The sequence below is a fragment of the Sphingobacterium lactis genome, from assembly GCF_051951495.1.
Taxonomy (GTDB): Bacteria; Bacteroidota; Bacteroidia; order Sphingobacteriales; family Sphingobacteriaceae; genus Sphingobacterium; species Sphingobacterium lactis_A.
Genome location: NZ_JBNHAS010000001.1, coordinates 1,539,007 through 1,564,443, shown reverse-complemented (window position 1 = coordinate 1,564,443; position 25,437 = coordinate 1,539,007). Strand labels below are relative to the sequence as shown.

At 38.2% G+C, this 25,437-nt stretch carries 22 protein-coding genes and 1 riboswitch; of the genes, 10 read left to right on the top strand and 12 right to left on the bottom strand.

Annotated elements, in window-relative coordinates:
- Window positions 1-87: 87 nt before the first annotated feature.
- From ACP6L2_RS06690 to ACP6L2_RS06670, 5 genes are all read left to right on the top strand, one after another.
- Window positions 88-588: a hypothetical protein gene (locus ACP6L2_RS06690; protein WP_440508488.1), complete on the top strand. Its 501-nt coding sequence runs from the start codon at window positions 88-90 to the stop codon at window positions 586-588.
- 16 nt (window positions 589-604) lie between these two features.
- Entirely contained in the window at window positions 605-1,279 is a 675-nt protein-coding gene (locus ACP6L2_RS06685; RefSeq protein ID WP_440508487.1) for a head GIN domain-containing protein, read from the top strand.
- A gap of 187 nt (window positions 1,280-1,466) precedes the next feature.
- Window positions 1,467-3,017 carry a glutamine-hydrolyzing GMP synthase gene (gene guaA, locus ACP6L2_RS06680; protein ID WP_440508486.1) on the top strand — a complete coding sequence of 517 codons (1,551 nt, stop codon included), beginning with the start codon at window positions 1,467-1,469 and terminating at the stop codon, window positions 3,015-3,017.
- Window positions 2,974-4,260 (top strand): ABC transporter substrate-binding protein, encoded by a 1,287-nt coding sequence (locus ACP6L2_RS06675; RefSeq protein WP_440508485.1) that lies wholly within the window; start codon window positions 2,974-2,976, stop codon window positions 4,258-4,260. The genes guaA and ACP6L2_RS06675 overlap by 44 nt, the downstream gene beginning before the upstream one ends.
- Before the next feature lie 10 nt (window positions 4,261-4,270).
- Entirely contained in the window at window positions 4,271-5,446 is a 1,176-nt protein-coding gene (locus tag ACP6L2_RS06670) for an RsmB/NOP family class I SAM-dependent RNA methyltransferase (RefSeq protein WP_440508484.1), read from the top strand.
- A gap of 13 nt (window positions 5,447-5,459) precedes the next feature.
- Here the strand turns inward: ACP6L2_RS06670 and ACP6L2_RS06665 are convergent, their stop codons facing one another.
- Both ACP6L2_RS06665 and ychF read right to left on the bottom strand, forming a co-directional pair.
- A complete protein-coding gene (locus ACP6L2_RS06665; RefSeq protein ID WP_344673984.1) occupies window positions 5,460-5,927 on the bottom strand; it encodes a universal stress protein in 468 nt (155 codons plus the stop codon).
- A 154-nt stretch (window positions 5,928-6,081) separates the two neighbouring features.
- Window positions 6,082-7,182 (bottom strand): redox-regulated ATPase YchF, encoded by a 1,101-nt coding sequence (gene ychF / locus ACP6L2_RS06660; RefSeq protein ID WP_440508483.1) that lies wholly within the window; start codon window positions 7,180-7,182, stop codon window positions 6,082-6,084.
- A 268-nt stretch (window positions 7,183-7,450) separates the two neighbouring features.
- On the opposite strand from ychF, the gene ACP6L2_RS06655 reads away from it, so the two are divergent.
- The 4 genes from ACP6L2_RS06655 (at window position 7,451) to ACP6L2_RS06640 (ending at window position 12,032) form a co-directional block, all read left to right on the top strand.
- The gene (locus tag ACP6L2_RS06655; RefSeq protein ID WP_440508482.1) at window positions 7,451-7,948 is read left to right on the top strand and encodes a hypothetical protein; all 498 of its coding nucleotides are present in this window, start codon (window positions 7,451-7,453) and stop codon (window positions 7,946-7,948) included.
- Between the two features lie 250 nt (window positions 7,949-8,198).
- Window positions 8,199-9,155, top strand: coding sequence for a polysaccharide deacetylase family protein (locus ACP6L2_RS06650; protein ID WP_440508481.1), 957 nt, complete (start codon window positions 8,199-8,201; stop codon window positions 9,153-9,155).
- 51 nt (window positions 9,156-9,206) lie between these two features.
- The gene (locus ACP6L2_RS06645) at window positions 9,207-10,991 is read left to right on the top strand and encodes an ABC transporter ATP-binding protein (RefSeq protein ID WP_440508480.1); all 1,785 of its coding nucleotides are present in this window, start codon (window positions 9,207-9,209) and stop codon (window positions 10,989-10,991) included.
- A gap of 66 nt (window positions 10,992-11,057) precedes the next feature.
- A complete protein-coding gene (locus ACP6L2_RS06640; RefSeq protein WP_440508479.1) occupies window positions 11,058-12,032 on the top strand; it encodes a 1-acyl-sn-glycerol-3-phosphate acyltransferase in 975 nt (324 codons plus the stop codon).
- A 5-nt stretch (window positions 12,033-12,037) separates the two neighbouring features.
- On the opposite strand, the gene ACP6L2_RS06635 is transcribed toward ACP6L2_RS06640, so the two are convergent.
- The gene (locus ACP6L2_RS06635; protein WP_440508478.1) at window positions 12,038-12,631 is read right to left on the bottom strand and encodes a DUF4126 domain-containing protein; all 594 of its coding nucleotides are present in this window, start codon (window positions 12,629-12,631) and stop codon (window positions 12,038-12,040) included.
- A gap of 112 nt (window positions 12,632-12,743) precedes the next feature.
- The gene (locus ACP6L2_RS06630) at window positions 12,744-14,654 is read right to left on the bottom strand and encodes an ABC-F family ATP-binding cassette domain-containing protein (protein ID WP_440508682.1); all 1,911 of its coding nucleotides are present in this window, start codon (window positions 14,652-14,654) and stop codon (window positions 12,744-12,746) included.
- Between the two features lie 52 nt (window positions 14,655-14,706).
- Between ACP6L2_RS06630 and ACP6L2_RS06625 the strand changes: the two genes are divergently transcribed.
- Window positions 14,707-15,741, top strand: a complete 1,035-nt coding sequence (locus ACP6L2_RS06625) for a quinone-dependent dihydroorotate dehydrogenase (protein WP_440508477.1) — start codon at window positions 14,707-14,709, stop codon at window positions 15,739-15,741.
- An 89-nt stretch (window positions 15,742-15,830) separates the two neighbouring features.
- Here ACP6L2_RS06625 and ACP6L2_RS06620 read toward each other — a convergent pair whose 3' ends face one another.
- The 8 genes from ACP6L2_RS06620 to ACP6L2_RS06585 all read right to left on the bottom strand — a co-directional run bounded on the left by ACP6L2_RS06620 (window position 15,831) and on the right by ACP6L2_RS06585 (window position 25,193).
- Entirely contained in the window at window positions 15,831-16,301 is a 471-nt protein-coding gene (locus tag ACP6L2_RS06620) for a copper resistance protein NlpE (RefSeq protein WP_440508476.1), read from the bottom strand.
- Window positions 16,302-16,449: 148 nt separating this feature from the next.
- A complete protein-coding gene (locus ACP6L2_RS06615) occupies window positions 16,450-16,863 on the bottom strand; it encodes a CBS domain-containing protein (RefSeq protein WP_440508475.1) in 414 nt (137 codons plus the stop codon).
- Window positions 16,864-17,028: 165 nt separating this feature from the next.
- Complete coding sequence (gene tenA, locus ACP6L2_RS06610) at window positions 17,029-17,679, bottom strand: thiaminase II (RefSeq protein WP_440508474.1); 651 nt, start codon at window positions 17,677-17,679, stop codon at window positions 17,029-17,031.
- Complete coding sequence (gene thiD, locus ACP6L2_RS06605) at window positions 17,666-18,505, bottom strand: bifunctional hydroxymethylpyrimidine kinase/phosphomethylpyrimidine kinase (protein WP_440508473.1); 840 nt, start codon at window positions 18,503-18,505, stop codon at window positions 17,666-17,668. The genes tenA and thiD overlap by 14 nt, the downstream gene beginning before the upstream one ends.
- Complete coding sequence (gene thiE, locus ACP6L2_RS06600; protein WP_440508472.1) at window positions 18,502-19,134, bottom strand: thiamine phosphate synthase; 633 nt, start codon at window positions 19,132-19,134, stop codon at window positions 18,502-18,504. The genes thiD and thiE overlap by 4 nt, the downstream gene beginning before the upstream one ends.
- On the bottom strand, window positions 19,118-19,939 hold the full coding sequence (thiM, locus tag ACP6L2_RS06595; RefSeq protein WP_440508471.1) for a hydroxyethylthiazole kinase: 822 nt from the start codon (window positions 19,937-19,939) through the stop codon (window positions 19,118-19,120). The genes thiE and thiM overlap by 17 nt, the downstream gene beginning before the upstream one ends.
- A gap of 58 nt (window positions 19,940-19,997) precedes the next feature.
- Window positions 19,998-20,091: riboswitch (TPP riboswitch) on the bottom strand.
- Between the two features lie 74 nt (window positions 20,092-20,165).
- Window positions 20,166-21,863: an NAD-binding protein gene (locus ACP6L2_RS06590; RefSeq protein WP_440508470.1), complete on the bottom strand. Its 1,698-nt coding sequence runs from the start codon at window positions 21,861-21,863 to the stop codon at window positions 20,166-20,168.
- Between the two features lie 3 nt (window positions 21,864-21,866).
- Window positions 21,867-25,193: a TIR domain-containing protein gene (locus ACP6L2_RS06585; RefSeq protein WP_440508469.1), complete on the bottom strand. Its 3,327-nt coding sequence runs from the start codon at window positions 25,191-25,193 to the stop codon at window positions 21,867-21,869.
- Window positions 25,194-25,437 lie beyond the last annotated feature (244 nt).

Here is a 25,437-nt window from a genome sequence, read left to right as displayed (position 1 = left end):
CTGGAAAATTTTATCTACAAAAAATATGTTAAAATTTTAATGAAGCCAATTGTTTTTATTATTTTAAGTCCATAAACCAGAAGAATTATGATTAAAGTACTTGTAATTGCCTTTGTGCTATTGATTGGAGAGGACTTGCGCGCACAGCAATTGGACTTGAATGCTGTACGTAATGACTTCAATAAGGGGGTCAAAGATGAGGCCTTGTGTAAACGTTATTTAAATCAGTTGGAGGAACATGCTGATTCGCCAGTTGAACGCGGATATGCTGCCGCTTTTCATATGTTTATGGCCAAGCATACCTCAAATCCCTTTAAAAAGATGGGCTTTTTTAAAGATGGCCGAGATCGATTAGAAAAGGAACTGAAATCTAATCCCAACAACGTGGAGTTACGCTTTATCAGATTAAGTATACAATACCACATTCCCAAGTACTTAGGTTATCATAACCATATAGAAAGTGACAAGGATTACTTGAAAAATAACCTCTATAAATTAGGTGATAAATTTACAAAGGAAAAAATATACCAATATTTAAAGGGTGCAAATATGTATTCTACCCAAGAATTAGCGTTATTAGGTAGATAACAAGTAAATTAGCATCATGAAAATTAGAGCCGTATTCGTATTATTTTTAAGTATTTGCAGTCATTTTGCCATCGCGCAAATCAATCAGACTATTCCGGAAATCAATCATTTAGAAGCAACAGACCGTATTTGGGTAAGTTTGGTTCCAAGCGATAGCAATAAAATAACGATCGAGGGTGAGCTAGCAGACAAAGTGGAGATGGTTATTTCAGGCTCTAGTCTTCGGTTAAAGATGAAGGCCGGTTATTTGATGAAAGGTAATCAGACACGTGTCGTTGTCTATAGTCCTTCTGTTACACAACTGGTCGCCAGGAAGGGTGCAGAACTTTATGTAGAGCAGGAAGAATTACAAGGCGATAGTTTAAATATTTCCTCTTATGAAGGGGCAAAAATCCGCGCCAAAATTGCCTCGAATGCAGTGAATGTGGTCTTAGCAACAGGAGCAAGTGTGGATCTGTTAGGAACATGTTCTAGCGTCATAGTGAACAGTACAGCTGGAGGGTCTTTCTTTGGGAAAGATTTAAAGGCAGAATCAGCCTATGTACGTCTAAATGCTGGTGGAAAAGCTGAGGTTCATGCAACGGAATCAGCCGATGTAGAAACAAGGGCAGGAGGGGTAATAGATGTGTATGGAAAGCCAACAAATACCAAACAACGTAAAATAGCTGGCGGGAAAATCAATTTCCGTTAAATATAATCGCAAAGAAAGAAAAATAGCCGTTTCGATCATTCGAAACGGCTATTTTTTTGTTAGTTGTATCGCGATAAATTGCCTTGTCAGATAAAAAGAATTGAATTTTGCTTTTTTTAGTTGGAAAAATGGCTAATTGTTTAAATTTCAAGCTTACAAAATCAATCTTGATTTGTAACTTTGCGCCATGTCAGAAAAAATAATCATTCTCGATTTTGGTTCTCAATATACGCAGTTAATTGCACGTCGCGTTAGAGAGCTTAATGTATACTGTGAAATTCATCCATTCAATAACCTTCCGGAATTTGACGAAACGGTAAAAGGGGTTATCTTTTCAGGTAGTCCGTATTCTGTTCGCCAGGAGGATGCACCTCAAATTGATTTCAAGGCTATTCAAGCTAAGTTTCCATTATTAGGTGTTTGTTATGGTGCGCAATACATTGCACAGCAATCTGGTGGTGAAGTATTACCATCCGAAATCCGCGAATATGGACGTGCGAATTTGCAATTTGTAGATCAAGAGAATGATTTGTTAAAAGGCATCCCAACTCAATCTCAGGTATGGATGAGCCATGGAGATACTATCAAGGAAGTTCCTAGTAACTTTACGATTATCTCTAGTACGGATAAAGTTCGTGTTGCAGCATACCAAGTGCAAGGAACACAAACCTATGGTATTCAATTCCACCCAGAGGTTACTCACTCGACCGATGGTCAAGTTTTATTGAAAAACTTTGTGATCGATATCTGTGGTTGTCATCAAGACTGGACTCCGGATACTTTTGTTGAATCAACAGTTCAAGATCTTAAGGAGCAATTGGGTGATGATCATGTTATTATGGCATTGTCAGGTGGGGTAGATTCGACAGTAGCAGCGGTATTATTGCACCATGCTATTGGCGATAAATTGCACTGTTTCTTCGTTGACCACGGTTTATTGCGTAAAGACGAGTATGAGCAAGTTTTAGCGTCTTACAAAGACATGGGCTTGAACATCAAAGGTGTTAATGCAAAAGAATTGTTTTATGGTCGTTTAGCTGGAGTTTCAGAGCCAGAACAAAAGAGAAAGATTATTGGAGCTTCATTTATCGATGTATTTGATGAAGCAGCAAAAGAAATACAAAAAGAGCTTCCTGAAGGCACAGAAGCTAAATGGTTAGGTCAAGGTACTATTTACCCGGATATCATTGAGTCTATCTCGGTAAAAGGTCCGTCTGCAACCATTAAATCACATCACAATGTAGGTGGTCTTCCAGATTACATGAAATTGAAAGTAATCGAACCATTAAAGACCTTGTTTAAAGATGAAGTTCGTCGCGTAGGGAAGACTTTAGATGTAGATCCTAATATTTTAGGTAGACATCCGTTCCCAGGTCCAGGATTAGCAATTCGTATTTTAGGAGATATTACAGAAGAAAAGGTACGGATTTTGCAGGAGGCAGATGACATCTACGTTCGTAATTTAAAGGAATCGGGATGGTACGATAAGGTATGGCAAGCGGGAACAATCTTTTTGCCAGTTCAATCTGTTGGAGTAATGGGCGATGAGCGCACTTACGAGCATGTTGTAGCATTAAGAGCTGTAGGTTCTTTGGATGGTATGACGGCAGACTGGATTCACTTACCTTATGATTTGCTAGCTAAAATTTCAAATGAAATCATCAATCATGTCAAAGGAATCAATAGAGTCGTGTATGATATCAGTTCAAAACCACCAGCAACCATTGAGTGGGAATAAACTAAAAAATATTTATAAACATTCCATCACAGCAGTATGCCTTGGGGCAATACTTGCTGTGAGTTCTTGTACACCAAAAACTACAGGGGTATTACGTAATCCTACGGTTCATGGTGGACAGACAGGAACTGAGGGAAATAAGCCTGGAAAGAAGGAAGACGAAAAGAAAAACGAGGATGTTAAAAAAGCTGAATTAAGCAATAACATTGCGCTTTTACTTCCATTTCAATTGGATAAGGTAGCAGGTACCAATGTGGTAGAGGCGGATGTAAAGCGTTCAGCTTTAGCATTGGATTTCTACCAAGGATTTCAAATGGGCATGAATGAGGCTGCTAAGAGAGGTAGTCAAGTGAAGCTGCAAGTAATGGATACACAGGATTCAGAAATGAAGAATGTGACCATCGCTTCTTCAAAAGAAATTGCAGATGCAAGCTTAATCGTAGGTCCTGTTTATCCAAAGGAGATTCGTTCCTTTGCTCGTGCAAATACCAATAAGAAAGTATTACAGGTTAATCCTTTGGCAGCAAGTATGCCTTCGGAATTTAATATCAGCAATTTAGTTTCCATTACGCCGCCAATCCGTATCCACATGCGTGCGATTGCGGCTGATATTGCCTCAAAATATCGCTCAGGTGATGTTGTCATTGTTTTTGATGCGAGAGATAATGATCACCGTCAATTTATCGATGGCTTTGATGCAGAGGTGAAAAGGATAAATCCGGGTATTATCATTAAACATATTGCTTCTACCAGTCAATTGGACCAAGCCATGCCTGATGTAGGCTATGCGTATGTAGTTTGTGGGACAACAGAAAAGACACAATTGCGTGCTTTTGTAAACAAACTAGATGATTTGGTTTCTTCTGGTAATAGTATTCGTTTATTTGGACATCCACTTTGGGATCGCATAGATTTCAATCCATATAATAACTTCTATCGTATGGATCCTACAATTTCTTCAGAAAGCCATTTGAAAGTATGGAGTTCCGAGGTTCAGAACTTCCAAAGAAATTATAAAGGTCAGTATAAAGTAGATCCTTCAGATTTTGCTTATAAAGGATATGATGCAGGACGTTTTTTTACCAATATATTGTTGAAATATGGTCCTGATTATGCAGAGAAGCTTGAAGGTGAAAAATACAGTGGCCTATTTTCTGATTACCAGTTTAGCTATAATGAGCAATGGGGATATGTGAATCAAGCGGTTCGTTTGAAAACATATCGAAACGGAACCTTTCAATAATTAGATAACATTGGAAATTAATAGCAAGCGTGTACTCCAGCAGATACGCAACTTTGAGCGTTGTCTGGAGTCTTATTCTTTCAAGGAGCCTTTTGCAAGGTTCTTAACCCAGTTTTACAAGCTGAATAAACAAATGGGTTCTTCTGATAGAAGGATGAACTCCCGCTATTGCTATAATTACTTTCGCATAGGAAAGGCTTTGTTATCCTTGAATGTTAAAGATAGGCTATGTATCGCAGAGTTTCTCTGTGAGCAGCAAAGCGCTGTTGTAGCAGTCTTACAACCGGAATGGTTGACTAGAACTCAAGAAAGTCTCCTTGCGAAAATAGAATACATTCAAAGCATTTACGGAGACTTTTTACAGGATGTGTTTCCATTTGCATCGGAATTATCACCAAGCATTGATCGGGATGCTTTTGTTTCCTCTCATTTCATTCAACCTGATTTATTTATCCGTGTTCAACGTGGCCAATTAGATCGTGTTGTTAAAGAACTGAATAAGCATGAGATTTCCTTTGAAAGTTTAGGTGAGCACACCCTGGTATTGCCGAATGGCACCAATCTCCAACAATTGCATAAAATCGAAGGATTATACGAGGTTCAGGATCTTTCATCACAGCAAACCTTAAATGGCGTTGATGTTCTCCCTAAGAGTTCTTGGTGGGATTGCTGTGCTGCTTCAGGGGGAAAAGCTCTGATGCTATTGGATAAAGAACCTGATATTAAATTATTGGTTTCTGATATTCGATTGAGTATCCTACGCAATTTAGATGAACGATTTGAGCGTGCAGGGATAAAAACCTATTACCGCAAGAAGATATTGGACTTAAGTATTCCTGTTACCCAACAGATAGGCGGGGAGCATTTTGATGCCATCTTATTGGATGCGCCATGTTCAGGCTCCGGTACATGGGGGAGAAGCCCGGAGATGCTTTCTAAATTTAAAGGTGAAGAGATCGCTCGATTCGCTGAATTGCAATTTCAAATTGCCAAAAATGTACTTCCTTTCTTAAAGGTTGGCAAGCCATTGATCTATATTACTTGCTCTGTTTATGAAAAAGAGAATGAAGCGGTAGTGAATCGATTGGCAGAGACCTACGGTTTGAAGATTGAGGCCATGGAATCCATTATTGGCTACAATAAAAAAGCGGACTCCATGTTTGTTGCCCGCTTGATAAAGCCTTAATACGATGATATTCTTAATCGCAGTTTAACGGTATAACCAATACCGGAATATTGGATTTGCGAATTAATGCTTCCGACACTGAACCCGAAAGGAAATGGTCAAAGCCTGTTCTGCCGTTATTTCCCATAATGATAAGGTCAGCTGTCCACTCTTTAGCCACGTTCAAGATCTCATCACGAACATCCCCCACACGATTAAACGTAAATGTTTCCTTTGCATCGGTAAACTCAGCAGCTACCCGATTTAAGTAGTCCTGAGAAGCTTGTTGTTGTATCTCGGATACTTCAGGTACAATGATAGGTTGTTGACCCAATAAAGGGTCTACGCCATAGGATGCCGGTGAAGTAGGAGGAACAACAGTAACCAATGCTAATGATGGTTGAATGTTCGTTACAATCTGCCTGGTATAATCAATCGCCCGTTGCGAACAAGGGGTATCATCGATTGCTAATAATATTCTAGAAAATTTTAATGATGCCATGTCTCTTAGATTTTAATCGTCTATCTAATATACAAATTTATGAGGACATTTGTTCGCTCATGTATTGAAATCTAATACGGATAACAAGGATTAATACCATAAAAAAAAGGATTCCCAATATTGGGAATCCTTTCATATGTATTGTTGTTTAGTTCTAAACGTTAAAGCGGAAGTGCATAATATCACCATCCTCTACGATATAGGTTTTACCCTCCACAGAAAGCTTACCTGCTTCTTTCACAGCAGCTTCTGAGCCGTACTGTACATAGTCGTTATATTTGATGACCTCGGCACGAATAAAGCCTTTTTCAAAGTCAGTGTGGATTACTCCTGCAGCCTGAGGTGCGGTATAACCTTTCTCAATAGTCCATGCACGAACTTCTTGTACACCAGCAGTAAAATAAGTCGCCAGGTCCAATAAAGAATAAGCAGCACGGATTAATTTATGTACACCTGATTCTTCTAAACCAAGGTCTTCTAAGAACATTTTGCGCTCTTCGTAATCTTCCAATTGCGCAATCTCCGATTCAATCTGAGCAGAAATAACCAAAACCTCTGCATTTTCATCTTTTACAGCTTCTTTTACGCGATCAACATAAGCATTTCCTGTATTTACAGATGCTTCGTCAACATTACATACATAAAGAACTGGTTTAACAGTCAATAAGGTTAAGTCTTCAATAAATTCTTTGTCTTCTTCCGAAATAGGAGCAGTACGAGCAGATTTTCCGGATTCTAGGTGCTCTTTTACAACAGAAAGTACTTCATAAGTACGTTTTGCATCTTTGTCGCCACCTGTCTTAGCCATTTTTTCGACTTTCTGGATTCTCTTTACAACCGTATCTAGATCTTTTAATTGTAGTTCTGTATCAATAATCTCTTTATCGCGGATAGGGTCAACAGAGCCATCTACGTGGATGACATTACCATCGTCAAAACAACGTAATACGTGGATAATGGCATTGGTAGTACGGATGTTTCCAAGGAATTGGTTACCAAGACCTTCACCTTTAGAAGCACCTTTTACTAATCCGGCGATATCAACAATCTCGATGTTATTAGGGACGATACGTTGCGGGTTTACCAGTTCAGCTAATTTATTCAAGCGAGCATCAGGGACAGTAATTACCCCAACATTCGGTTCAATAGTACAGAAAGGGAAGTTCGCAGCCTGCGCCTTAGCGTTGGATAAGCAGTTAAATAAAGTTGATTTGCCCACGTTCGGTAGGCCTACGATACCACATTGTAATGCCATAAGAGATTTTATGTTAAAAATTGCGACAAAGATAAGAAAAGGAAGCCATAAAAAGGAAAGCACATCGACTGAATACTCATCAATTCAAATTGGATAGTAATTTATCCAAATAATGGAGAAATTTTCCTGCTCAATGGCTTGATAATAAGGGTTTATTAAACTTTTTACAAAATTTAACATTTTGCATATTAATCCTTCCAGGTCATTGAAAAGTCATAGAATTAAAATTAGGCAGACTATAAGAGCTGTCAACTAGAAGGAGGAGCTTATGAAAAAGTTATTTTACTTAGCATTATTTTTTGGGGGATTGGCTTTTACACAGCCTGCGAAAGCACAGATAAATGTAAGCTTTAACATTGGCGTACAACCGCAATGGGGACCCGTAGGTTATGATTATGCACGTTATTACTACATGCCTGAATTGGATGTGTATTACGATGTAAACAATCGCTATTACCACTATTATGATGGTCGCCGTTGGGCATCACACCGTACTTTACCAAGACGTTATGGACATATTGACCTATATCGTACTTACAAAGTAGTGATCAATGATGCAAACCCTTGGAGAAACCACCGTAGTCATTACGACCGTTATCACCGTTATTCACGTAACTATTCACAAGTTTCTATGCGTGATGGACGTGGTCATAACAAATACTATAAAGATCGTGAAAAACACTACCGTAAAATGGAAAAGGAGCATGTGAAATACCATAAGAAAATGGATAAAAAATATAGAAAATATAGAGGTGACCGAGATTAGTGAGGTATGTTAATTAAGTGTAGCTGCTTCTCCTGTATGGAGAGGCAGCTTTTTTTTATCCCTTTATTATCTAATCGTTAATTAAATAAGAAACTATAAATGGAAATCTAAGTAATTGATTCTAAAGCGATCAAATAAGGTGGTTCACTGTGGTTAATGACCTACTTTTGGGGAAGGCTCTTTGAATGTTACTTTTTGTATTCTCATATTATTTGTACTTTTGAAAAAATTTTAATTCGTCACATTCGCTATGTTGAAAAAGTTCTTGGTTGTTGGTGTTGCTGTCGTTTCTATCCTCGCTGCCTTTTCATCTTGTAATAACATTGTTGGTTCCACCAAAAAGATCTTAAATGACTCTACAGAAGTCAATAAGGAAGAAGATAAATTGGTGCAAAAACAAGATACTGTTAAATTGATGGATTTATTGGACTCACTAAATCGTGGTAAAATTGTATTCCCACCTTTAGATTCCTTAAATAAAATTGATCCTAAAGTTGCGAAACGCCAATTTCGAGATAGTATTTACCGCGAATTAAACAAAAAGGACAAGCATATTTACTTGACTTTTGATGATGGACCATTGATTGGTTCGAGAGCAATTGATTCAATCGCAACTTCCAAAGCTGTTAAAATCAATGCATTTTTAGTAGGTAAGCACGCCAATATGAGCAAGCGTTTGAAGAATGATTATCAACGCTATATGAATAATCCATTGGTGGAATGCTATAACCACAGTTATACGCATGCTAATAACCGTTTCCATGTATTCTATAGCAATCCAGATGCTGCCGTAAATGATTTTGATAAATGTGAGGAAGACTTGGCCTTGAAACATAAAATCATCCGTATGCCAGGCCGTAATATTTGGTTATTCGATGGTACTAGACGAATTGATTTGAGTTCTGGGTCTCAAACAGCTGACTTATTGGGTGTACATGGCTATAAAATTTATGGTTGGGATGTGGAATGGAAAATCAATGGCCTATCTGGTAATCCAGTTCAATCAGTAAATGAAATCTATACCCGCATTAAAAATATGCTTGGTAATAAATCAACTTTAAAACCAAATAATGTCGTTCTACTGATGCACGATGATATGTTCCAAAACAAAAAAGGACAAGCATTGCTAAGTAGTTTGATCGATAGCTTAAAACAACATAAAGACTATAAGTTTGACTTTATGAGCCAATATCCGGTGAAATACTAGGATATTTCAGCTTCAGTTAAACTTTTAGGATATAAATAAGGTTTAACTTGTATGACCATAAACCAACTGTTTAAAAAGATTCTTCCTTTTACTAGACCGTATAAGAATCTTATTTTCTATACCATTCTGCTTACTGTGGTCGGCTCCTTTGCGGCACAGGTCAATGCATTTATCTTAAAATATACGGTAGATACGATCAGCGAATTGTTGATTAACAAAACCCCACTGAGGCAGGGATTGTCCTTACTGGGTATTATTTCAGCTATTCTTTTGGGTAAGGAGATTCTCTATTCCGCTGTACAGTTTGGTCAGAAGTTTTATGGGGAAAAGTTGAGAATTATGATCGCTAGAGATTTCTCTCAAGCCATTGTTAATAAGATTCTCACCTATAAAATGGCGTTTTATACCTCCAGTCTAAATGAATCGGGTAAGCTTCAAACACGTATTGATGCCGGAATTAGCTCCTTAACCCGCTTAGTTCAAAATTTCTTTATCGATATTCTACCGCTATTTGCCAACGCCATTGTTGCTTTGGTCTGTATGTTTTTGGCTAATTTTTATGTGGGTTTAGTAGGCTTGTTTATTATTCCGATCTATTTTTATGTTTCCCAAATGCAGGCTAAACGCCTTTCCGGCTTTAGACGGAATATGCGTAGTTACCGGGAGAACAAGAGTAATCAGATTATTAATTTGATTGATTCTATTACTGTTATTAAATCCTTTGTTCGGGAGGATATCGAGGCAGAGCGACATAAGGTAATTCAATATGAGATGACCGAAAATCAAATGGCTACTCGGAAAACAAGTTTTCTATTTGATAGCATCAAAGGATTTATTGAGCAGATTGGTGTTGTAATTGTCATCATCTTAACGGCGTATTTTGTATTGAATGAGCAGATGTCTATTGGTGCCATCATGTTTCATATTATGTTGTTCAATAACGTATCTGCACCAATCAGACAGTTGCACCGTATTTATGATGAGGTAAATGATGCACTGATCTATTCAGAGAGCTTTTTTGACATTTTAGAAGATGATGCACAGCAAGAGCCATCAGGATCGTATAAGCCTTCCTATATAAAAGGCTGTATTGAAATAAGAAATGTTGATTTTTCCTATCCTAATGGACATCAGGCATTAACTGATGTGAGCATGACCATTGAACCAAATCAAAATACAGCATTGGTTGGTCTATCGGGAGCTGGGAAAAGTACCATCATTAATCTCTTGGATAAATTCTATGAACCTAGTGCCGGACAGATTCTATTGGATGGAGTAGATCTTAGGGAATATGATACGGATTATCTGCGTGAGAATGTAGGTCTGGTATTGCAGCGTAATCACATATTTAAGGGAAGTATTGCTGATAATATTCGCTACGGAAAGACAGAAGCTAGTTTTGAAGAAGTGGAGGAAGCAGCCAAGAAGGCTTACATACATCAGCAGATACTGGAACTGCCCAATGGATATGATTCTGAGGCACACTTGTTATCTGGAGGACAACAACAACGGATTGCCATTGCACGTATGTTTTTGAAAAATCCTCCAATTATCTTCTTAGATGAGCCAACCGCTAATTTGGACGCCATTGCCACTGAGCAGATAAAGAATAGCTTAGATGCTATTAAAGTGGGGCGTACTGTGATCATTGTTTCCCATAGCATTTCTCAAATCATCGATTCGGAACATATAATCGTCATGGAAAAAGGTAGGGTAGTGGAAGATGGTACACATGAGGAATTATTCGATAGACATGGAACCTATCACCAGATTTTTAGTGCCATGGCCAATAGTCTCAACATTCATAAAATCACGGAATCGATGAAGGAAGATTAGTACTTTTAAATTTAGGCGTGTTTTTTGTGAAACAATAATAAAAGATCTAGATTTAGACATTTTGTTATGCTATACCTGTTATTAAGAAACTTCGTTCGATTTGGATTAAAATGGTATGTCACGGATTGGCAATTGAAGAATTTGGAGTTTGCTGATCTAAAGCAACCTGCGTTAATTGTTTCCAATCACCCCAATTCTTTTTTTGATGCTTTAGTCATTGCGGTTCATGCACCGGCAGATATACGTTTTTTAACTCGAGGAGATATCTTTGATAAGCCTTGGGCAAACTGGCTTTTACGCTCGGTATTTATGATTCCCATTTACAGAAAGAATCAAGATGAAGAGATCAATATTAAGAATGCCTTCAGTATTGATGAATGCGTCAAAGAGTTGACCAAGGGAAATAAGATATTGATCTTTCCGGAAGGTATTTCCAGAAATAAATTGACTTTGCAGCCATTCATGCATACAGGCATGCGCATGCTTATTGAACGCTCCATTCAAATGGATGTGCCACTTCAAATACAGCCTTATGCGATTGGTTATAGCTCATTTGACCATATTCCAAAAGCTGTTTCCTTAGAAGGTATGTCTGCAGTAGACTGTACCAATTATTTGGAAGGTCCAAATCAAGTCAATACAACACAACTCATTTCCGATTTAAGGGATAAACTGGAATTCAATCTACCCGAGGGTTTTATTGCGGAGAATCACATCAATAGAACCAAGAACGAATGGATGCGTTTGCCAGCTAAAGCAGGTTATTATACGCATAATTGGTTCTATCAAATCGTCAAAAAACAGGTTAAAAAGAAAACCGAAGGAACGATATTTTATGATTCCTTAATGTTCGCAGTCCTATTATTTACTTATCCGGTCTTGGTGTTTGTTATTGCTTTGATTTTTGCTAATCTAGTAGGTTTTTGGACAGGTGTGCTGTTTTTTGTGCTGCTTCCATTTTTAGCTTATTGTTGGGTGAATCATCAACCTATCAAAACAGCGGAAACCCAAGAAGAGGAAAGAAGCAATCAATTGCAGTAAGACAGCTATTGTAAGGCTTTTGGTTTTCGTTGAATCTTCTTTGCAAGACGCTTTCCGAATTTGACAATCAGGAAAAGTATAAAAAGTACAAAGATAATAGCCAATACAGGTAAGAAGATAGCAACTACACTCATGATGCTGGATCCAATAGTTTCTAGGGTAGATACAACCGGATTAGCAATACCAGCAGTAGTGGCAGTAGATGCTGCTCTTGTACCCGCTAAGGCCGAACTAATGCTCGCGGCAGTACCTCCACCAGCAATAATGGCTAATGACCATTGCGTCCAAGCATTCAATTCCGTAAACTGAGATGCAACCAATAAAGATCCGGCAATAGTTGCTAATGGCACGGAAATGCTATCTAAAAGATTGTCGACATAAGGGATGTAATAGGCTAGAATTTCAATTACCGTAGCTAAACCAGTGGCTATAACAGCAGGCAATCCACCAATCCAAGCATAGCTTTCATTTTCGGGTATCCAGCCTAAATAGGTACCTAGGCTGATGAAAAAGATCGGTAGAAAGATACGAAAGCCTGTAGCAGCAGCCAATCCTACTCCTACGAAAAAGGATAGTATATAAGGAATATATTCGGTCATCTTTGCGAATTAAAGATTATATCATAAATATAACGCAAAAATGCTTCCAATAAGCAATGGTTTTCAATTTAAACTGGGGTACTGTAGTTGAAGTTTAGAATTAGAAGGATTTCTATCCTTCTAATTCCATGATTTCTTCTGCTAATTTTTCCCAGTCTGCTTGTAAATGATCTAGGGTTGCTTTTTCAGAGTTGTAATTACGTGTATGCTCTTGTAGTTTAACGGCATCACTATAAATCTCTTCTTTGGCTAATTCTACTTCAAGATCCTTTACCAATTTATCTTGAGTGGCAATTTTCTCTTCAAGAGCAGTTAATTCCTTATTCTTTTTTGATAAGATACGTTTGCTGTCTTCCGTAATCGGAGCTTTTTCTTTCTTCGGCTCTTCTTTTATTTTCTTAGCTTCTGCAGGTTGAGGCTTGGAAACACGCTTAGAGCTCCACTCTTCATATTCTTGGTAAGTACCAGGGTATTCTTTAATCTGTTTGTCCTCAATAAACCAAATCTTATTAGCTATATTCTCTAAGAAATAACGGTCGTGAGATACCACAACGAATGTTCCTTCATATTGCTGTAAAGCTTGGATTAGGATATTTACAGAAGCCATATCCAAGTGGTTGGTAGGCTCATCGAGTACTAAGAAATTAGCATCAGCAGTCAGTGCTTTTGCTAAGGCAACACGTGATTTTTCACCTCCTGATAAGACCTTAATTTTTTTGAATACATCATCACCAGTAAACAAGAAACAACCTAAAATAGAACGTAATTCTGTTTCAGTGTGTTTTGGTGCAAATGCAACAAGCTCTTGTAAGAGGCTGTTCTCCAAGTGTAAGGCTTCTAATTGATGCTGGGCAAAGAAAGTCTGGGACACGTTATGTCCTTTAGTAGATTTTCCTTGGTATTCTTTGTCGGCATCTGCAACAATACGTAATAAGGTTGATTTACCCTTTCCGTTGGCACCGATTAAAGCTATTTTATCACCTTTCTCAATTAGTGCATCGGTGTTTTTCAGGATTTCCAGGTTCGGATAGGACTTAGAAATGTTCTCTACCGTTACCACATGCCTTCCCGAAGGTTTCGAGAATTTAAAGCTGAAGTTTACTTCCGGATTATCATCATCTACTTCGTCGACTTTTTCCATACGGTCTAAGGCCTTGATTCTAGATTGAACCATCTTTGCCTTACTTGCCTTTGAACGGAATCTTTCAATTAAACGCTCTTCTTGTTTAATCTTAGCTTGTTGATTCTTGTATTGATTACTTTGAATCTCTTCACGCATGGATTTTTCCTCTAAATAGAAAGAGTAGTTTCCAGCATATAAGGTCAATTTCCCTTTGCGGGATTCCACGGTCTTATTGATGATGCGGTCTAAGAAGTAGCGGTCGTGAGAAACGATGATAATTGCGCCCTCAAAAGCTTGCAGATAGTTCTCTAACCATTTAATGGACGGTAAGTCCAAGTGGTTGGTAGGCTCATCCAGTAATAAGATATCGGGAGTTTGTAAGAGAATACGAGCAAGCATAACACGCATACGCCATCCTCCAGAGAAGGTAGCTAAAGGTCTTTTTTGTTCCTCTTCGGAGAAACCCAAACCAGCGAGAATCTCATGTGCTCTAAATTCAATACTGTAACCATCCAAAGCTTCAAACTCCGTTTGTTTATCGCTTAATTTATTAAGGATATCGTCAGAGTAATCAGTTTCCAATTTCTTTAGGAGATTTTCAATCTCCGTATGCAATTGGTTTTGACGCTCAAAAGCTTCCATAGCAACATGGAGTATGCTTTTATCGGAATGGTAAGAAAGGAGATCTTGGTTTAAATAACCTATCTTTAAATCCTTGGCCATAGAGATTGAACCGCTTGTTGGGGAATAATCACCAACAATAAGTTTCAATAAAGTAGATTTTCCTGCACCATTGGCACCTATTAAACCAGCCTTATCTCCAGGCTTGATATGCCAATTTGCCTCATCGTAAAGCGCCCTTGACCCAATTTCAAATGTTAAGTTATTTATAGATATCATTTCGGATGCAAAAGTAATGAATATTTCTGCATCTTTGGCTACCTTTGCATTCATGTATAAGCTCATAAAACCATTTTTCTTTTCAATGAATCCTGAGAAAGCACACCATACGGTGACTGGAGGACTTCATGTATTCAATAAGATTTGGGGCTCCAATGCCTTATTGAAGTCGCTATACTGTGTTGAAGACCCACGTTTGGAAACGAAGGTATTTGGATTGACCTTTAAGAATCCTGTTGGGCTTGCAGCAGGTTTTGACAAGAACGCCGAATACATTTCGGATATGTCTAAATTGGGATTTGGTTTTATTGAAATCGGTACTGTAACGCCTAAACCACAGCCAGGTAATGATAAACCACGCATGTTTCGTTTGGTAAATGACTCGGCATTAATCAACCGAATGGGCTTTAACAATCAGGGAGCTGATGTGGCGGCAGAACGTTTAAAGCATCTAAAAAATAAAGATGGTTTGATCATTGGTGGTAATATTGGTAAGAACAAAATCACACCTAATGAAGAGGCTGTAAATGATTATATCTACTGCTTTAAAACCTTATTTGATTATGTGGACTACTTTGTTGTCAATGTCAGTTCACCGAATACACCTGGTCTTCGAGATTTACAAGAAAAAGAACCACTTAAGAATATTTTGCGTACGCTGCAGAATCTAAATGAGGAGAAAGAAAGTCCAAAACCTATCTTATTGAAGATAGCACCAGATTTAACCGATTCTCAATTGGATGACATCGTGGAGATTGTCGTAGATACAAAGATTGCAGGAGTCATTGCAACTAATACCACCATATCAAGAGATGGCTTACATTCTGATCCCGAATTGGTGAAAGAAACAGGTGGTGTAAGTGGTCGACCGCTTACCAAACGTTCTACTGAAGTTATCAAATACTTATCGGACAAATCTAATCGTGCATTTCCAATTATTGGAGTAGGGGGTATCCATTCTGCAGAAGATGCTATTGAGAAACTCAATGCAGGAGCTAGCTTGATTCAAGTTTACACTGGATTTATTTATGAAGGCCCAGCATTGGTAGCTAATATCTGTAAAGGTATTTTGAAAAATAAAGCATAAGAAGTAGCAAATAGCTGCTCAAAAGATATAATAAGAAAAGCCGGATTTATTCCGGCTTTTCTCATATTAAATAGTTAGTGTATAAGGCTCTAATTTTGTTTCTTAAGAACGTAATGGTCTTTTAACGGACCCTCGATAGGTTTCCCATCTTGATCTAATGAAATCAATTGATTTTCACCTACGCGTAATTTCATGTTGACTTCCTTTCCCATCAAGTGTACTACACTTCCATTATCATGCCACATGAATTTACCTGTATCTTCGATTTTTGTATCTCTCTCTTGGTAAACACCTGTATAACTGAATGTACCATCGTTGTTCAAAACCACTGTGGTTTCAATACCAGGGCAGTCAGCACATGGATATACCCCTTTATAGGTTCCATTCCAATCTAAAGAATTCTGTGAATTGTGTTCGTGGTCGATGTGTTCATGCGTGGTAGAGTCAGGAGCTACCTGATCAGCCGTATCTTTGCTCTCAAATTGCTTGTTGTTATTTGAGGTACATGAAGCGAGCGCTACTAGAAAAAAGATACCGGCGAATATGCTTGTTTTTTTCATTGTACTATAAGTTGTTTACCTAAAGTACCTAAAAATCTTTATTAATAAGCTCAATATTAGTATTTTGTTACAAATTATTTTCTTATTGGCTTAATAAAGACCTACAAATCTGGCTGTCTGTAGGTCTCTATTTAACTATTGACCAAAATTAGTATTGATCGATAAAGTATTTTAATAAATCAGTTGTTGTAACGATTCCCACCAACTCGCCATCATCAACAACTGGGATGGAATGGAAAGTATGATTGGCTAAGGTTTCCGTCACATCTTTGATGTTGGTGTTCGAACTTACCGTCACTGGACTTTTTGCCATCAGTTGAGGTATGCTATACATATCATATACGACAGTTTCAATATCGTCCTCCTCATTGACATCAGCATAACTAATCTTCAATAAATCGGAATAACTGACTACGCCCACTAACTTCTTGTCCTCGACAATAGGGAGGTGTCGGATATGATACTGCTTGAATAATTTCTCAGCATCGTATAAACTATCTTTTGGTGTCAAGGTAATTAATTCCTTGCTCATAATCTGGGATACAGGAACGCGTTGTTTCATGCTGTTTGGATTTTATGTTGTTCAAATTAATTGCTTCTCTCTAATCCAAATATCCTTGAAATGATAAGCATTCTCAACGATGGAAATTATATCCAAATATGATTCCCATCCCTTGAATTGAATGGAATATTTTGTATCTTGAATAGCCTTGTTTTTCCCTAAGAATTACCAGATACGATTTGTATAGGCAGCATCCCAAAACTGAAATTCCAATTGACTAGCATTTACAAATGCTTCAAACATTTGCTCTCGAAGTGCTTCTGTGGTATTATCGGCCATCATATCAGCATAATATTGCGCTTTCCTTACACCTTCAGCGAATTCCTCCGAACTGTAGGTATCAATCCATTTCTGGTAAGGATTATTTGCTGTTTCCTTTTGAAGAATATAGTTTCCTACCTCCTGATAGATCCAGAAACAAGGTAAAATGGCAGCTACAGCCACTTCAATAGGATCATATGCTACTGTACTTTTTAGATAATGCACATAATGGTGGCAAACAGGTTCCATTGGGATCTCCGCATGTGGCTGCAATCCAAATTCCTCAAAGTAGGAAGCATGTAAAGCTGATTCCACAATTAAGGCGTTCTTTCCAAACTCAAAAAAGTCCAATGCCATTTGGTTATCCTTGGCCTTAGCACCCAATGCTGCTAGTGCTCGTCCATAATGCTCTAAATATTTGGAATCCTGTTGCATATAGAATTGAAATTTATCCAATGCTAAAGTGCCATCTTGTAATTCCTGAATAAAGGGCATCTGTAATATGCTATCATAGATGGGTTGAATCTTTTCCCATGCTTGATCAGTCCATTTCATTTGTGCGTAATTTATGGGGGTTAAAGAAGTGATTTAATGGTCCATGTCCCTTGCCGATAATTAGATCTTTACTAGCTAAAATAGCTTGGTAAACATAGGCTAGACCGTTCTCTGTTGCTTCTGGTAAAGTCTGTCCAATTGCCAAGTAAGAGGCAATGGCAGAGGATAAAGTACAGCCTGATCCATGCGTGTTTTTAGTGTCCACTTTCTTGGATTCAAAGTATTGAGCCGCTTGACCATGCTGAAGTAAGATGCTGGTTAAGATATCCGATTGCAAGTGCCCACCCTTTAGTAGGACGGCTTTTGAGCCCATTTCCAATAATTGATCCGAAACAGCTTCCATATCTTGAAGCTCCAATACGGGTTTTCCAACCAATACAGAAACTTCATCCAAGTTTGGGGTAATGATATCAGAAAGAGGGAAAAGCTGGCTCTTGATAGCTGAAATCGTGTCATCCTCGATAAGCTTATGTCCGCTGGTACTTACCATTACCGGGTCAAATACAATTTTACCTTTATAGTCTTTTAAAAATTCAGCAATGATTCCTACAAGCTCTGTGCTATGTACCATGCCTATCTTAATGGCATCGGGGTATATATCTTCAAAGATGCATTCCAATTGTTCTTGAATAGCCTTTGGATCAATAGCGAATATATTCTTGACCCCTTGGGTATTTTGAACGGGTAGCGCGGTTAAGACATTCATGGCATAGCAACCTATTGCAGAAATGGTTTTGGTATCTGCTTGTATTCCTGCACCACCTGAACCATCGAAACCAGCGATGCTCAGAACGGTAGGAACAGTTTTATAAATTCTTTCACTCATATTAATAAAGCTTTTAATGATTCAGCAGCTGCGCGAGGATTTGGGCTAGAACAGATGGCTGAAACTACTGCAATGCTATCTGCACCTGCTTTATAGGTGGCTGCTGCCGTATCCATATTCATATTACCAATGGCAATCAAAGGTAAATCTGTTAATTGTCTTATTTGCTGAAGACCATCCAATCCCCATTCTGTGATGGTATTAGTTTTTGTTTTCGTCTGATAAATAGGGCTTACACCTAAATGATTGACCGCCTGAATTTGCGAATCATCTAGTTGATCCAATACTTCCAAGGACCAACCAATTTGAATGGAATCGCCTAATTTTTCCCGAATTTCTAAAGGAGAGGTATCCGATCGTCCCACATGAATACCCCATGCCGCAACCTCCTTTGCGATTTCAACTTGATCATTTATGATTAAAGGAACTGCATGCTTATCGCAGAGTGCCTTGAGTTGTCTAGCATGATCAAGGAATTGATGATAGGACATATCCTTTTCTCGCAATTGTATGATATCCACCCCACCATAGATGGCTTCTTCGGCCACATGTAACCAAGGCTTATGAATACAAGCCTCTTCCGAAATAACCAAATAGAGTGGGAAGGGGAAGTTAGGATGAATAGGCATATCGCTTTATTTTCAATTTATCCTCTAATGTGGCGGTATCCATTTGATAAAGCTGATCATAAAGATTCATCTGTAGTGAACCAGGTCCATTTGATTCCAATGCGGCAAGCTCCCCAGCAAGACTAAGAATAGCAACTCCAGCTGCTGCCTCCTCAAAGGGATTCAATCCTAAGCCGAGGAAAGCACCTATTATGGCTGTAGAAGAGCAACCCAATCCAGTAACTTTCGTCATTAAAGGTGACCCATTGTTTATTTCGATAATCTCTTTATCCGATACGATGTAATCAATCTCTCCAGAAATACATACTATAGAGCCAAAGGTCTTGTTCAGTGACTTTGCAGCATCAATAGCTGTGCTGCTTGATTCCGTACTGTCAACACCTTTAACCGTAGCCGTTTCAAAGCTGTGTAAAGCCATGATTTCTGAAGCATTTCCACGAATGACCGTAGGACATAACTCCAGCAATTGTTTTAGTGTTTCATTACGTAGCTTGGATATTCCTGCACCAACAGGGTCTAGTATCCAGGGTTTATGCAATTCATTGGCACAATCTGCTGCAAAGATCATGGCTTTAGCCCATTCTACATCCAAAGTACCGATGTTAATGACCAATGAATTTACAATCTGAAGCATCTCGGGTATTTCCTCTTTAGCATGCGACATAATAGGTGAGGCACCTATAGCCAATAGAGCATTGGCAGTATTATTCATCACAACAAAGTTGCTGATGTTTTGTACTAACGGACCTTTCGTCCTTAAGTGTGCTAATTGTTGAATGATGTTGTTTTCCATTAATATTATCATTTAATATATTAATGGCTTTTGGGTAGATGAGGAGAAATATAAGCTAGACGATAGCTAGCCAAACTATTTCGCTTTTCCCTACGGTGGTATCAACCACATCAGGTTCAAAGGGACTCTCTCAATTCTTCTTCAGAATACCCCTAAAGCCATATCAAAGATAAGGTTTATTATAGGCCTTTCAAAATATAGGACAGCCATATTGCTGTCATGATAAGCCGCGTAAAATCTATTTCTTCAATGCTGCAAATAGCGTTTTCAATCGAATAATCGTATCCCTGTCTTTTTGTCTTTCGCTTTCTGATAAATCCTCCCAGGCGATCAATGATGGGTGAAGTTTAAGTAAATCATCACGTTGATTTGCAAAATCCCAACCTTGCATATAACGATGTGCCATCCATCGATTATGCTCGATAATCGCCAATCGTTCTAACTCTTCTGCATTGAAAACCAGATCTTCATCCTTCGGGTCTATCAATGGTCTTTTGGTCAGTAGTAATTTATAGATGATGTGGTCAGCTTGAGTTCTGCTGGCATCTTTAGCATCTTCCGATAGGGTTAACCAATCAGAAGTATAGCTGCTACTTTCCGAACTGCTTCCAGCCAACAATTTGCGGTAATCATCATGTATGGCCTGCGCCAGAATATCCTGTTTTTCTCCTGTTATGAATTCTACATGGCAGGTATCCTCCATATTTCCAAAGAAATATAAGCGATCCATTTCCTCTTCTTGGCTAATTAAAGAGCGTAATCCTTTGCCTTCAGTATTTAGACAGAAAATAGGGAAGGAGGAGAAGCCTTTGGTTTTATACAGTATCTCAATAGCATGATTTAAATTGCTCTGGTCATCATCCGAAGCTACGATAAACAAGGTATTCTGATTGTCCTGTTGTAATTGATTTTCTTGTAAAAGCTCTTGATAAGAGCCTTTAAATTCTTTGAATTGAATAGGATAAACATGATCCGCCTTTGGGAATTGTTCCTTAAAATTATTCCGATCACGCTCAGCTTGGTCTGAATAAATCAGTATTTCTAATTTTTCATCCTCATGTAAATGAAAGATGCGTAAGGTTTGAATCATTAAGGCTTTTGCATATTCGCCATAGCCCAAAAAGATTACTTTTTTTAGCTGTTGTATGTCCCAGTCCTTATCGCGAAATATCAGCGGAAGTTTAGCGAAGAATGCCCTAGCGACCATTTTTTGAATATTGAAGAAGTGCATTTCCATATTGGATTGCTCGAAACGCAAGCCTGCATTTTTCATTAAATCAATTAGCCTAGGGTTTCGTAAATGTATGTAGCATTTTAGCAGTTGCTCGGGTTTACATTTGCGATAAATCTCCTGCGTAGTTTCCATAATCTCAATGACAGCCTGCTCATTCTCCAAGAAAACAATTAATCGTTTGGCTCTTTTGATCCTTGCTTCCATTAATGTGTTCTTTTCCTCAGCATCTCCAATTAATACCAAATGGCCTTCCTTTTTTACGCTGTTGATATTCGCATGCTCAGCAGTCCTTTCAATAACGATTGCCTTTTCTTGCTGATCATCTTTCAGACTATGCAATAGCTGCCTGCCTTTTTTCGAGATTCCAATAGTGACAGTATGCTTATTCTTAAAGGATGCAACTAAGAGATTATACTGTTCTGAAAATACTTTCTGTATGATTTTAAAAGCCCCAAACAATAGAATACCTATGGCAAATACCTTAGCAAGAATTAATTCCCAAGGCACATCCTCTTGTTCTAAGGAAGTAGAAGACGGATCACCACCAAAAACAATCTTGATGATGCGGTAAATACGATCTGGGAGATATCGTAGTGTATTACTCTCGGGGTAAAGCTTGGACAATCCTATCCAAGACAAGAGTATTAAACAGGCAATAAATACAATTCCAAATAATCCTTTTTGTCTTCTTGTGAACTTCATTCTTTATTTGTTTAGGTTTTGTCTAGCTTCTTTTAATAAGCTTTCTACCTCAGCTTTTAGTGCTTTGTCTTTTATTTTAATTAATTGTTTCTCGGTGATTTCCATTAGGCGCTTTCCGATAAATTGCTGATCAGGTATTGCACTGAAATGCTTAGCCATCATAGCTCTCGCTAAAGGATGATAATCATAAGTAACTCCCAATACCTGTAGGTTTGAAGCATTTTTAATCGGGAAGTTTTTATGTAAAATATCCAAGATTTTCACATTCGAATTTGGTGAAATGCTCCGTGTAAATGGATCTTCAAAATACCAGGTATTATAAGTCCCACTGCTATCGGAATAATTTAAGATAGCACCTGTTTCCTCATCATATTTCTTGCCATAGAAACGCTCCAAATCTTTTGCCAATTGGTCTTTTGGAATCTCCACCTGTCCTGGGATTTCCCAAATAAAGACACTACTACCATCCATCAGTGATTCCCTCGTCATGATTTTCTTATCACCAGGCATAATGTAGATGTTGTCAAATCGTTGATTGATAAAAGGCATGGTCAACACGTTGCCCGTTTTCGCGTCAATAATCTTCAACATATAGCGTGATGATTCACCATCATCCTGTACGAAGATTTGCTCATCATCCTTCGAGAAATAAAGGAACTTGGCGTATTTACTTACACGTATGGTTTGTCCAAAGGATTTCTTTTTCTCTAAATCCCATAAACGGATATGATTGGCATCTTCTGAAATAGCTAAAACATTCCCTTTCGTATTGAAGACGATGTACGGGTATTCAATGGATTTAAATTTTAAAATAGGCGAGTAGTTCTTTGTTTCTAAGACTTGTGCATTACCAGATCCATCGACGATAACCAAATGATTTCCCGAAGGACTAAATGCACCGCTACTTAAGCTTTCTTTGCCTTCTTTCAGCACTTTTTTACTAGAGATATCCAATACTCGCCAATGGTTGGGATTCACAATGATGGCAAGTTTCAAGTCCGAAGAAACAGCAAAACCCTGTATATCCTTATCTTCTTTGTATTCAAATAATTGTTTTCCAGTTGCAATGTCCCAGGCAGCAAAGCTCTTACTTCCTGTTCGAGTTAATACCTGTGTTTGCTCTTTATTGAACAAATACAACTTAGCCTCCGCTTGAAAAGGTTTTCCCTTTGCTTTTCCTGTTTGTGCATCGAAGATATAAGACTTACCGGTTTTTCCTTTCACCAATATATTTTTGGATTCATGCAGAACCATCATCGTCACAATTTCCTCTGGGACTTTAATGAAGCCTACTTTTTTCTCACCCGTACTTAAATCCAACAAATCAATTTGATTTTGTTTATGGTAGGAAACAAAGGCTGTTTGATCGGTTAAGCCTGGAATAAAAACATTCATATTAGCCTCTTCGTAGTACTGGCCAATATTCAGTGGAAGAGCCTTTCTATTCTCTAAGAAAGTCTGCTTGCTACTGCTGTTTAAGTTCTGCGTCCAATCAGGAGATGTATATTCCAATGTTCTAGGATCATTCTCTAAAATCTTGGCTAAACCAGTAAAGAAAAATAGGTTTCTCGGTAATTTGGTTGTTTTTACAAAACTACCCGTAGTTGGATTGTATTGATCAATACTTTGATCATTCCCAGCAAAGATTTGATTTTTATCCGAGAAGCCAGCATATCGGTAATCCGTCCTGCTGAAATTAGCCCAAGAAGCACCATTTATAAAGTTGAAATAAAAGATACCCTCTGAATTCTGTATAACCATTTGTGAACCATCTTTGGAAAAAGTTGGTCGTTTAAAAGTTTTATTGAGTTTTTTCTTATCCAATTGCTTAATAGCTCCAGTACTGATATCGAAAAAATAAACTTCATAGCTTTCTCCCAAAGATGCTTCCATTACAATTCTTTTGGAGCCCGGGTCAAAAAATACCGTAACAGGGTTCATATCTTTCGATTGATACAAGATCTGTTCGGTTTTTTGCTGGGTATTGTATAAGATGATATCCTTGTCTTTCTTAAAAGCAATGTATTGGCCGTTAGGTGCCACATCATATAGTGCTATAAAATTGCTGTCCGGATTTTCCCTTAGGACTTCTTTCTTATCATTGGCTATATCATAACGAACGATTTTGTAATTGTCTGCAATGACATAAGTTCGGTTGTTCGCATCAAATAGGGGATACCTAGCCTGACTGGTAAAAACATCATCTACCTGTTTGTGTAATTTACGATTTACGGCATCCCAAATTTGTAAGACCTGTTTTAATTGACCCACATTGGCAAATCCCACTAACCATTTTCCATCAGGAGAAAAGCGAATATTACCATAGTTCATATTGGGTAACTGCATCAGGTCTTCTTGAACAGCTAGCATAGAGTGGGCAAATAACTTGGCACTTTCATCACCTCGTCGTGTTGCCTCAGCAATATAAGCCGCACCATCCCCATATTCACTTTCCGTCAGCTTATTGATTCCGGAAGCATATAAGGAACGCGCTAAATTTCGTAAGGCAGAATTACGTTGGTTCCAAGCAAAAATACCTGCTATGACCGCCAAAATCGCTAATGCTGCAATGGCAGTAGCAATCTTCTTCATCCGTCTGTTTTTCTGACGGATCTTCTCTAATTGATAAGCCTGATCCCTTTTCGTCAATTCACTCAATGGAACTTCCAGGATACCGGCTATTAGTTTTAAAAGCGCTAAATCAAGACGTTTTTTATATTCTTCTACCTCAGCTTTTATTTGATGTGCTGGGACATTCTTTTCATGCAAATACCGACGATAGGCTTCTGCTGAAGTAAATCCTTCGTCTTGTGTATTCGGAATACGTACATCTGCTGCTAATACCTCCTCTGGTTTAGCGTAATCTATTTGCCCATCAGGACTGATGGCAAACCGTAATTCATCAGGAAAACATTGCTTCTCGGTCTTCACATCACCATACTCTGGTTCCCCAGAGATGATTAAGGCCATGATCTGCTGTGATTTCCCGGTCTGTTTAAAATACTTGATTTCATCCCTAACGTAGGTAGAGTTAGCGGAGCGAGGAGAACTTAGGAAGATGAGGTACTCCGATTTATCCAATGCAGAGGTTAAGGAATGGCTTAAACTGGAACTCGCTGATAACTCTTTTTCATCTTGAAACACCGGGTAAATCTGTCGGGGAATTTCCTTTCCTGCTTGATTCTTTTTGCCTATTAAATCCTCGGGGATCTCATAGGTCTCCAAAGCATGGTGCAACCAATCTGCCCATTTCCGCCCTTCACCCTGGTTATTCCCATGACTATAACTGATAAATGCCTTGTACTTCTGTTGTTGATCTTTGTTTTCCATCGGTTAGTGCGTATATATCATGATAGCTTATTTAGGAAATATGTTTGTCCGTCAATTGCCTTGACAAAACACATGTTCTCTTCTTAATTTTTTCGGTCTTTATTGCTAAACACAAAAACCAATCCTTTTTTTCATTTAACAATTCTTTCTTTTCTCTTTTTTTAAGTAAAGTAGCCTGTGCGTTAAAGCATTTGGTTTTCGGAAGACCTTTTACTTAAAATTTATTCAACTATTGTAGTATATA

What these genes read in the sequence shown, in the direction of transcription:
- ACP6L2_RS06590 (WP_440508470.1), bottom strand. Translation starts at nt 21,863, where the DNA reads ATGAAGTTCACAAGAAGACAAAAAGGATTATTTGGAATTGTATTTATT.
- ACP6L2_RS06625 (WP_440508477.1), top strand. Translation starts at nt 14,707, where the DNA reads ATGTATAAGCTCATAAAACCATTTTTCTTTTCAATGAATCCTGAGAAA.
- ACP6L2_RS06645 (WP_440508480.1), top strand. Translation starts at nt 9,207, where the DNA reads ATGACCATAAACCAACTGTTTAAAAAGATTCTTCCTTTTACTAGACCG.
- ACP6L2_RS06640 (WP_440508479.1), top strand. Translation starts at nt 11,058, where the DNA reads ATGCTATACCTGTTATTAAGAAACTTCGTTCGATTTGGATTAAAATGG.
- ACP6L2_RS06690 (WP_440508488.1), top strand. Translation starts at nt 88, where the DNA reads ATGATTAAAGTACTTGTAATTGCCTTTGTGCTATTGATTGGAGAGGAC.
- ACP6L2_RS06635 (WP_440508478.1), bottom strand. Translation starts at nt 12,631, where the DNA reads ATGACCGAATATATTCCTTATATACTATCCTTTTTCGTAGGAGTAGGA.
- ACP6L2_RS06655 (WP_440508482.1), top strand. Translation starts at nt 7,451, where the DNA reads ATGAAAAAGTTATTTTACTTAGCATTATTTTTTGGGGGATTGGCTTTT.
- guaA (WP_440508486.1), top strand. Translation starts at nt 1,467, where the DNA reads ATGTCAGAAAAAATAATCATTCTCGATTTTGGTTCTCAATATACGCAG.
- thiM (WP_440508471.1), bottom strand. Translation starts at nt 19,939, where the DNA reads ATGATAATATTAATGGAAAACAACATCATTCAACAATTAGCACACTTA.
- thiD (WP_440508473.1), bottom strand. Translation starts at nt 18,505, where the DNA reads ATGAGTGAAAGAATTTATAAAACTGTTCCTACCGTTCTGAGCATCGCT.
- ACP6L2_RS06615 (WP_440508475.1), bottom strand. Translation starts at nt 16,863, where the DNA reads ATGAAACAACGCGTTCCTGTATCCCAGATTATGAGCAAGGAATTAATT.
- thiE (WP_440508472.1), bottom strand. Translation starts at nt 19,134, where the DNA reads ATGCCTATTCATCCTAACTTCCCCTTCCCACTCTATTTGGTTATTTCG.
- ACP6L2_RS06630 (WP_440508682.1), bottom strand. Translation starts at nt 14,654, where the DNA reads ATGATATCTATAAATAACTTAACATTTGAAATTGGGTCAAGGGCGCTT.
- ACP6L2_RS06675 (WP_440508485.1), top strand. Translation starts at nt 2,974, where the DNA reads ATGATATCAGTTCAAAACCACCAGCAACCATTGAGTGGGAATAAACTA.
- ACP6L2_RS06665 (WP_344673984.1), bottom strand. Translation starts at nt 5,927, where the DNA reads ATGGCATCATTAAAATTTTCTAGAATATTATTAGCAATCGATGATACC.
- ACP6L2_RS06620 (WP_440508476.1), bottom strand. Translation starts at nt 16,301, where the DNA reads ATGAAAAAAACAAGCATATTCGCCGGTATCTTTTTTCTAGTAGCGCTC.
- ACP6L2_RS06650 (WP_440508481.1), top strand. Translation starts at nt 8,199, where the DNA reads ATGTTGAAAAAGTTCTTGGTTGTTGGTGTTGCTGTCGTTTCTATCCTC.
- ACP6L2_RS06585 (WP_440508469.1), bottom strand. Translation starts at nt 25,193, where the DNA reads ATGGAAAACAAAGATCAACAACAGAAGTACAAGGCATTTATCAGTTAT.
- ACP6L2_RS06685 (WP_440508487.1), top strand. Translation starts at nt 605, where the DNA reads ATGAAAATTAGAGCCGTATTCGTATTATTTTTAAGTATTTGCAGTCAT.
- tenA (WP_440508474.1), bottom strand. Translation starts at nt 17,679, where the DNA reads ATGAAATGGACTGATCAAGCATGGGAAAAGATTCAACCCATCTATGAT.
- ychF (WP_440508483.1), bottom strand. Translation starts at nt 7,182, where the DNA reads ATGGCATTACAATGTGGTATCGTAGGCCTACCGAACGTGGGCAAATCA.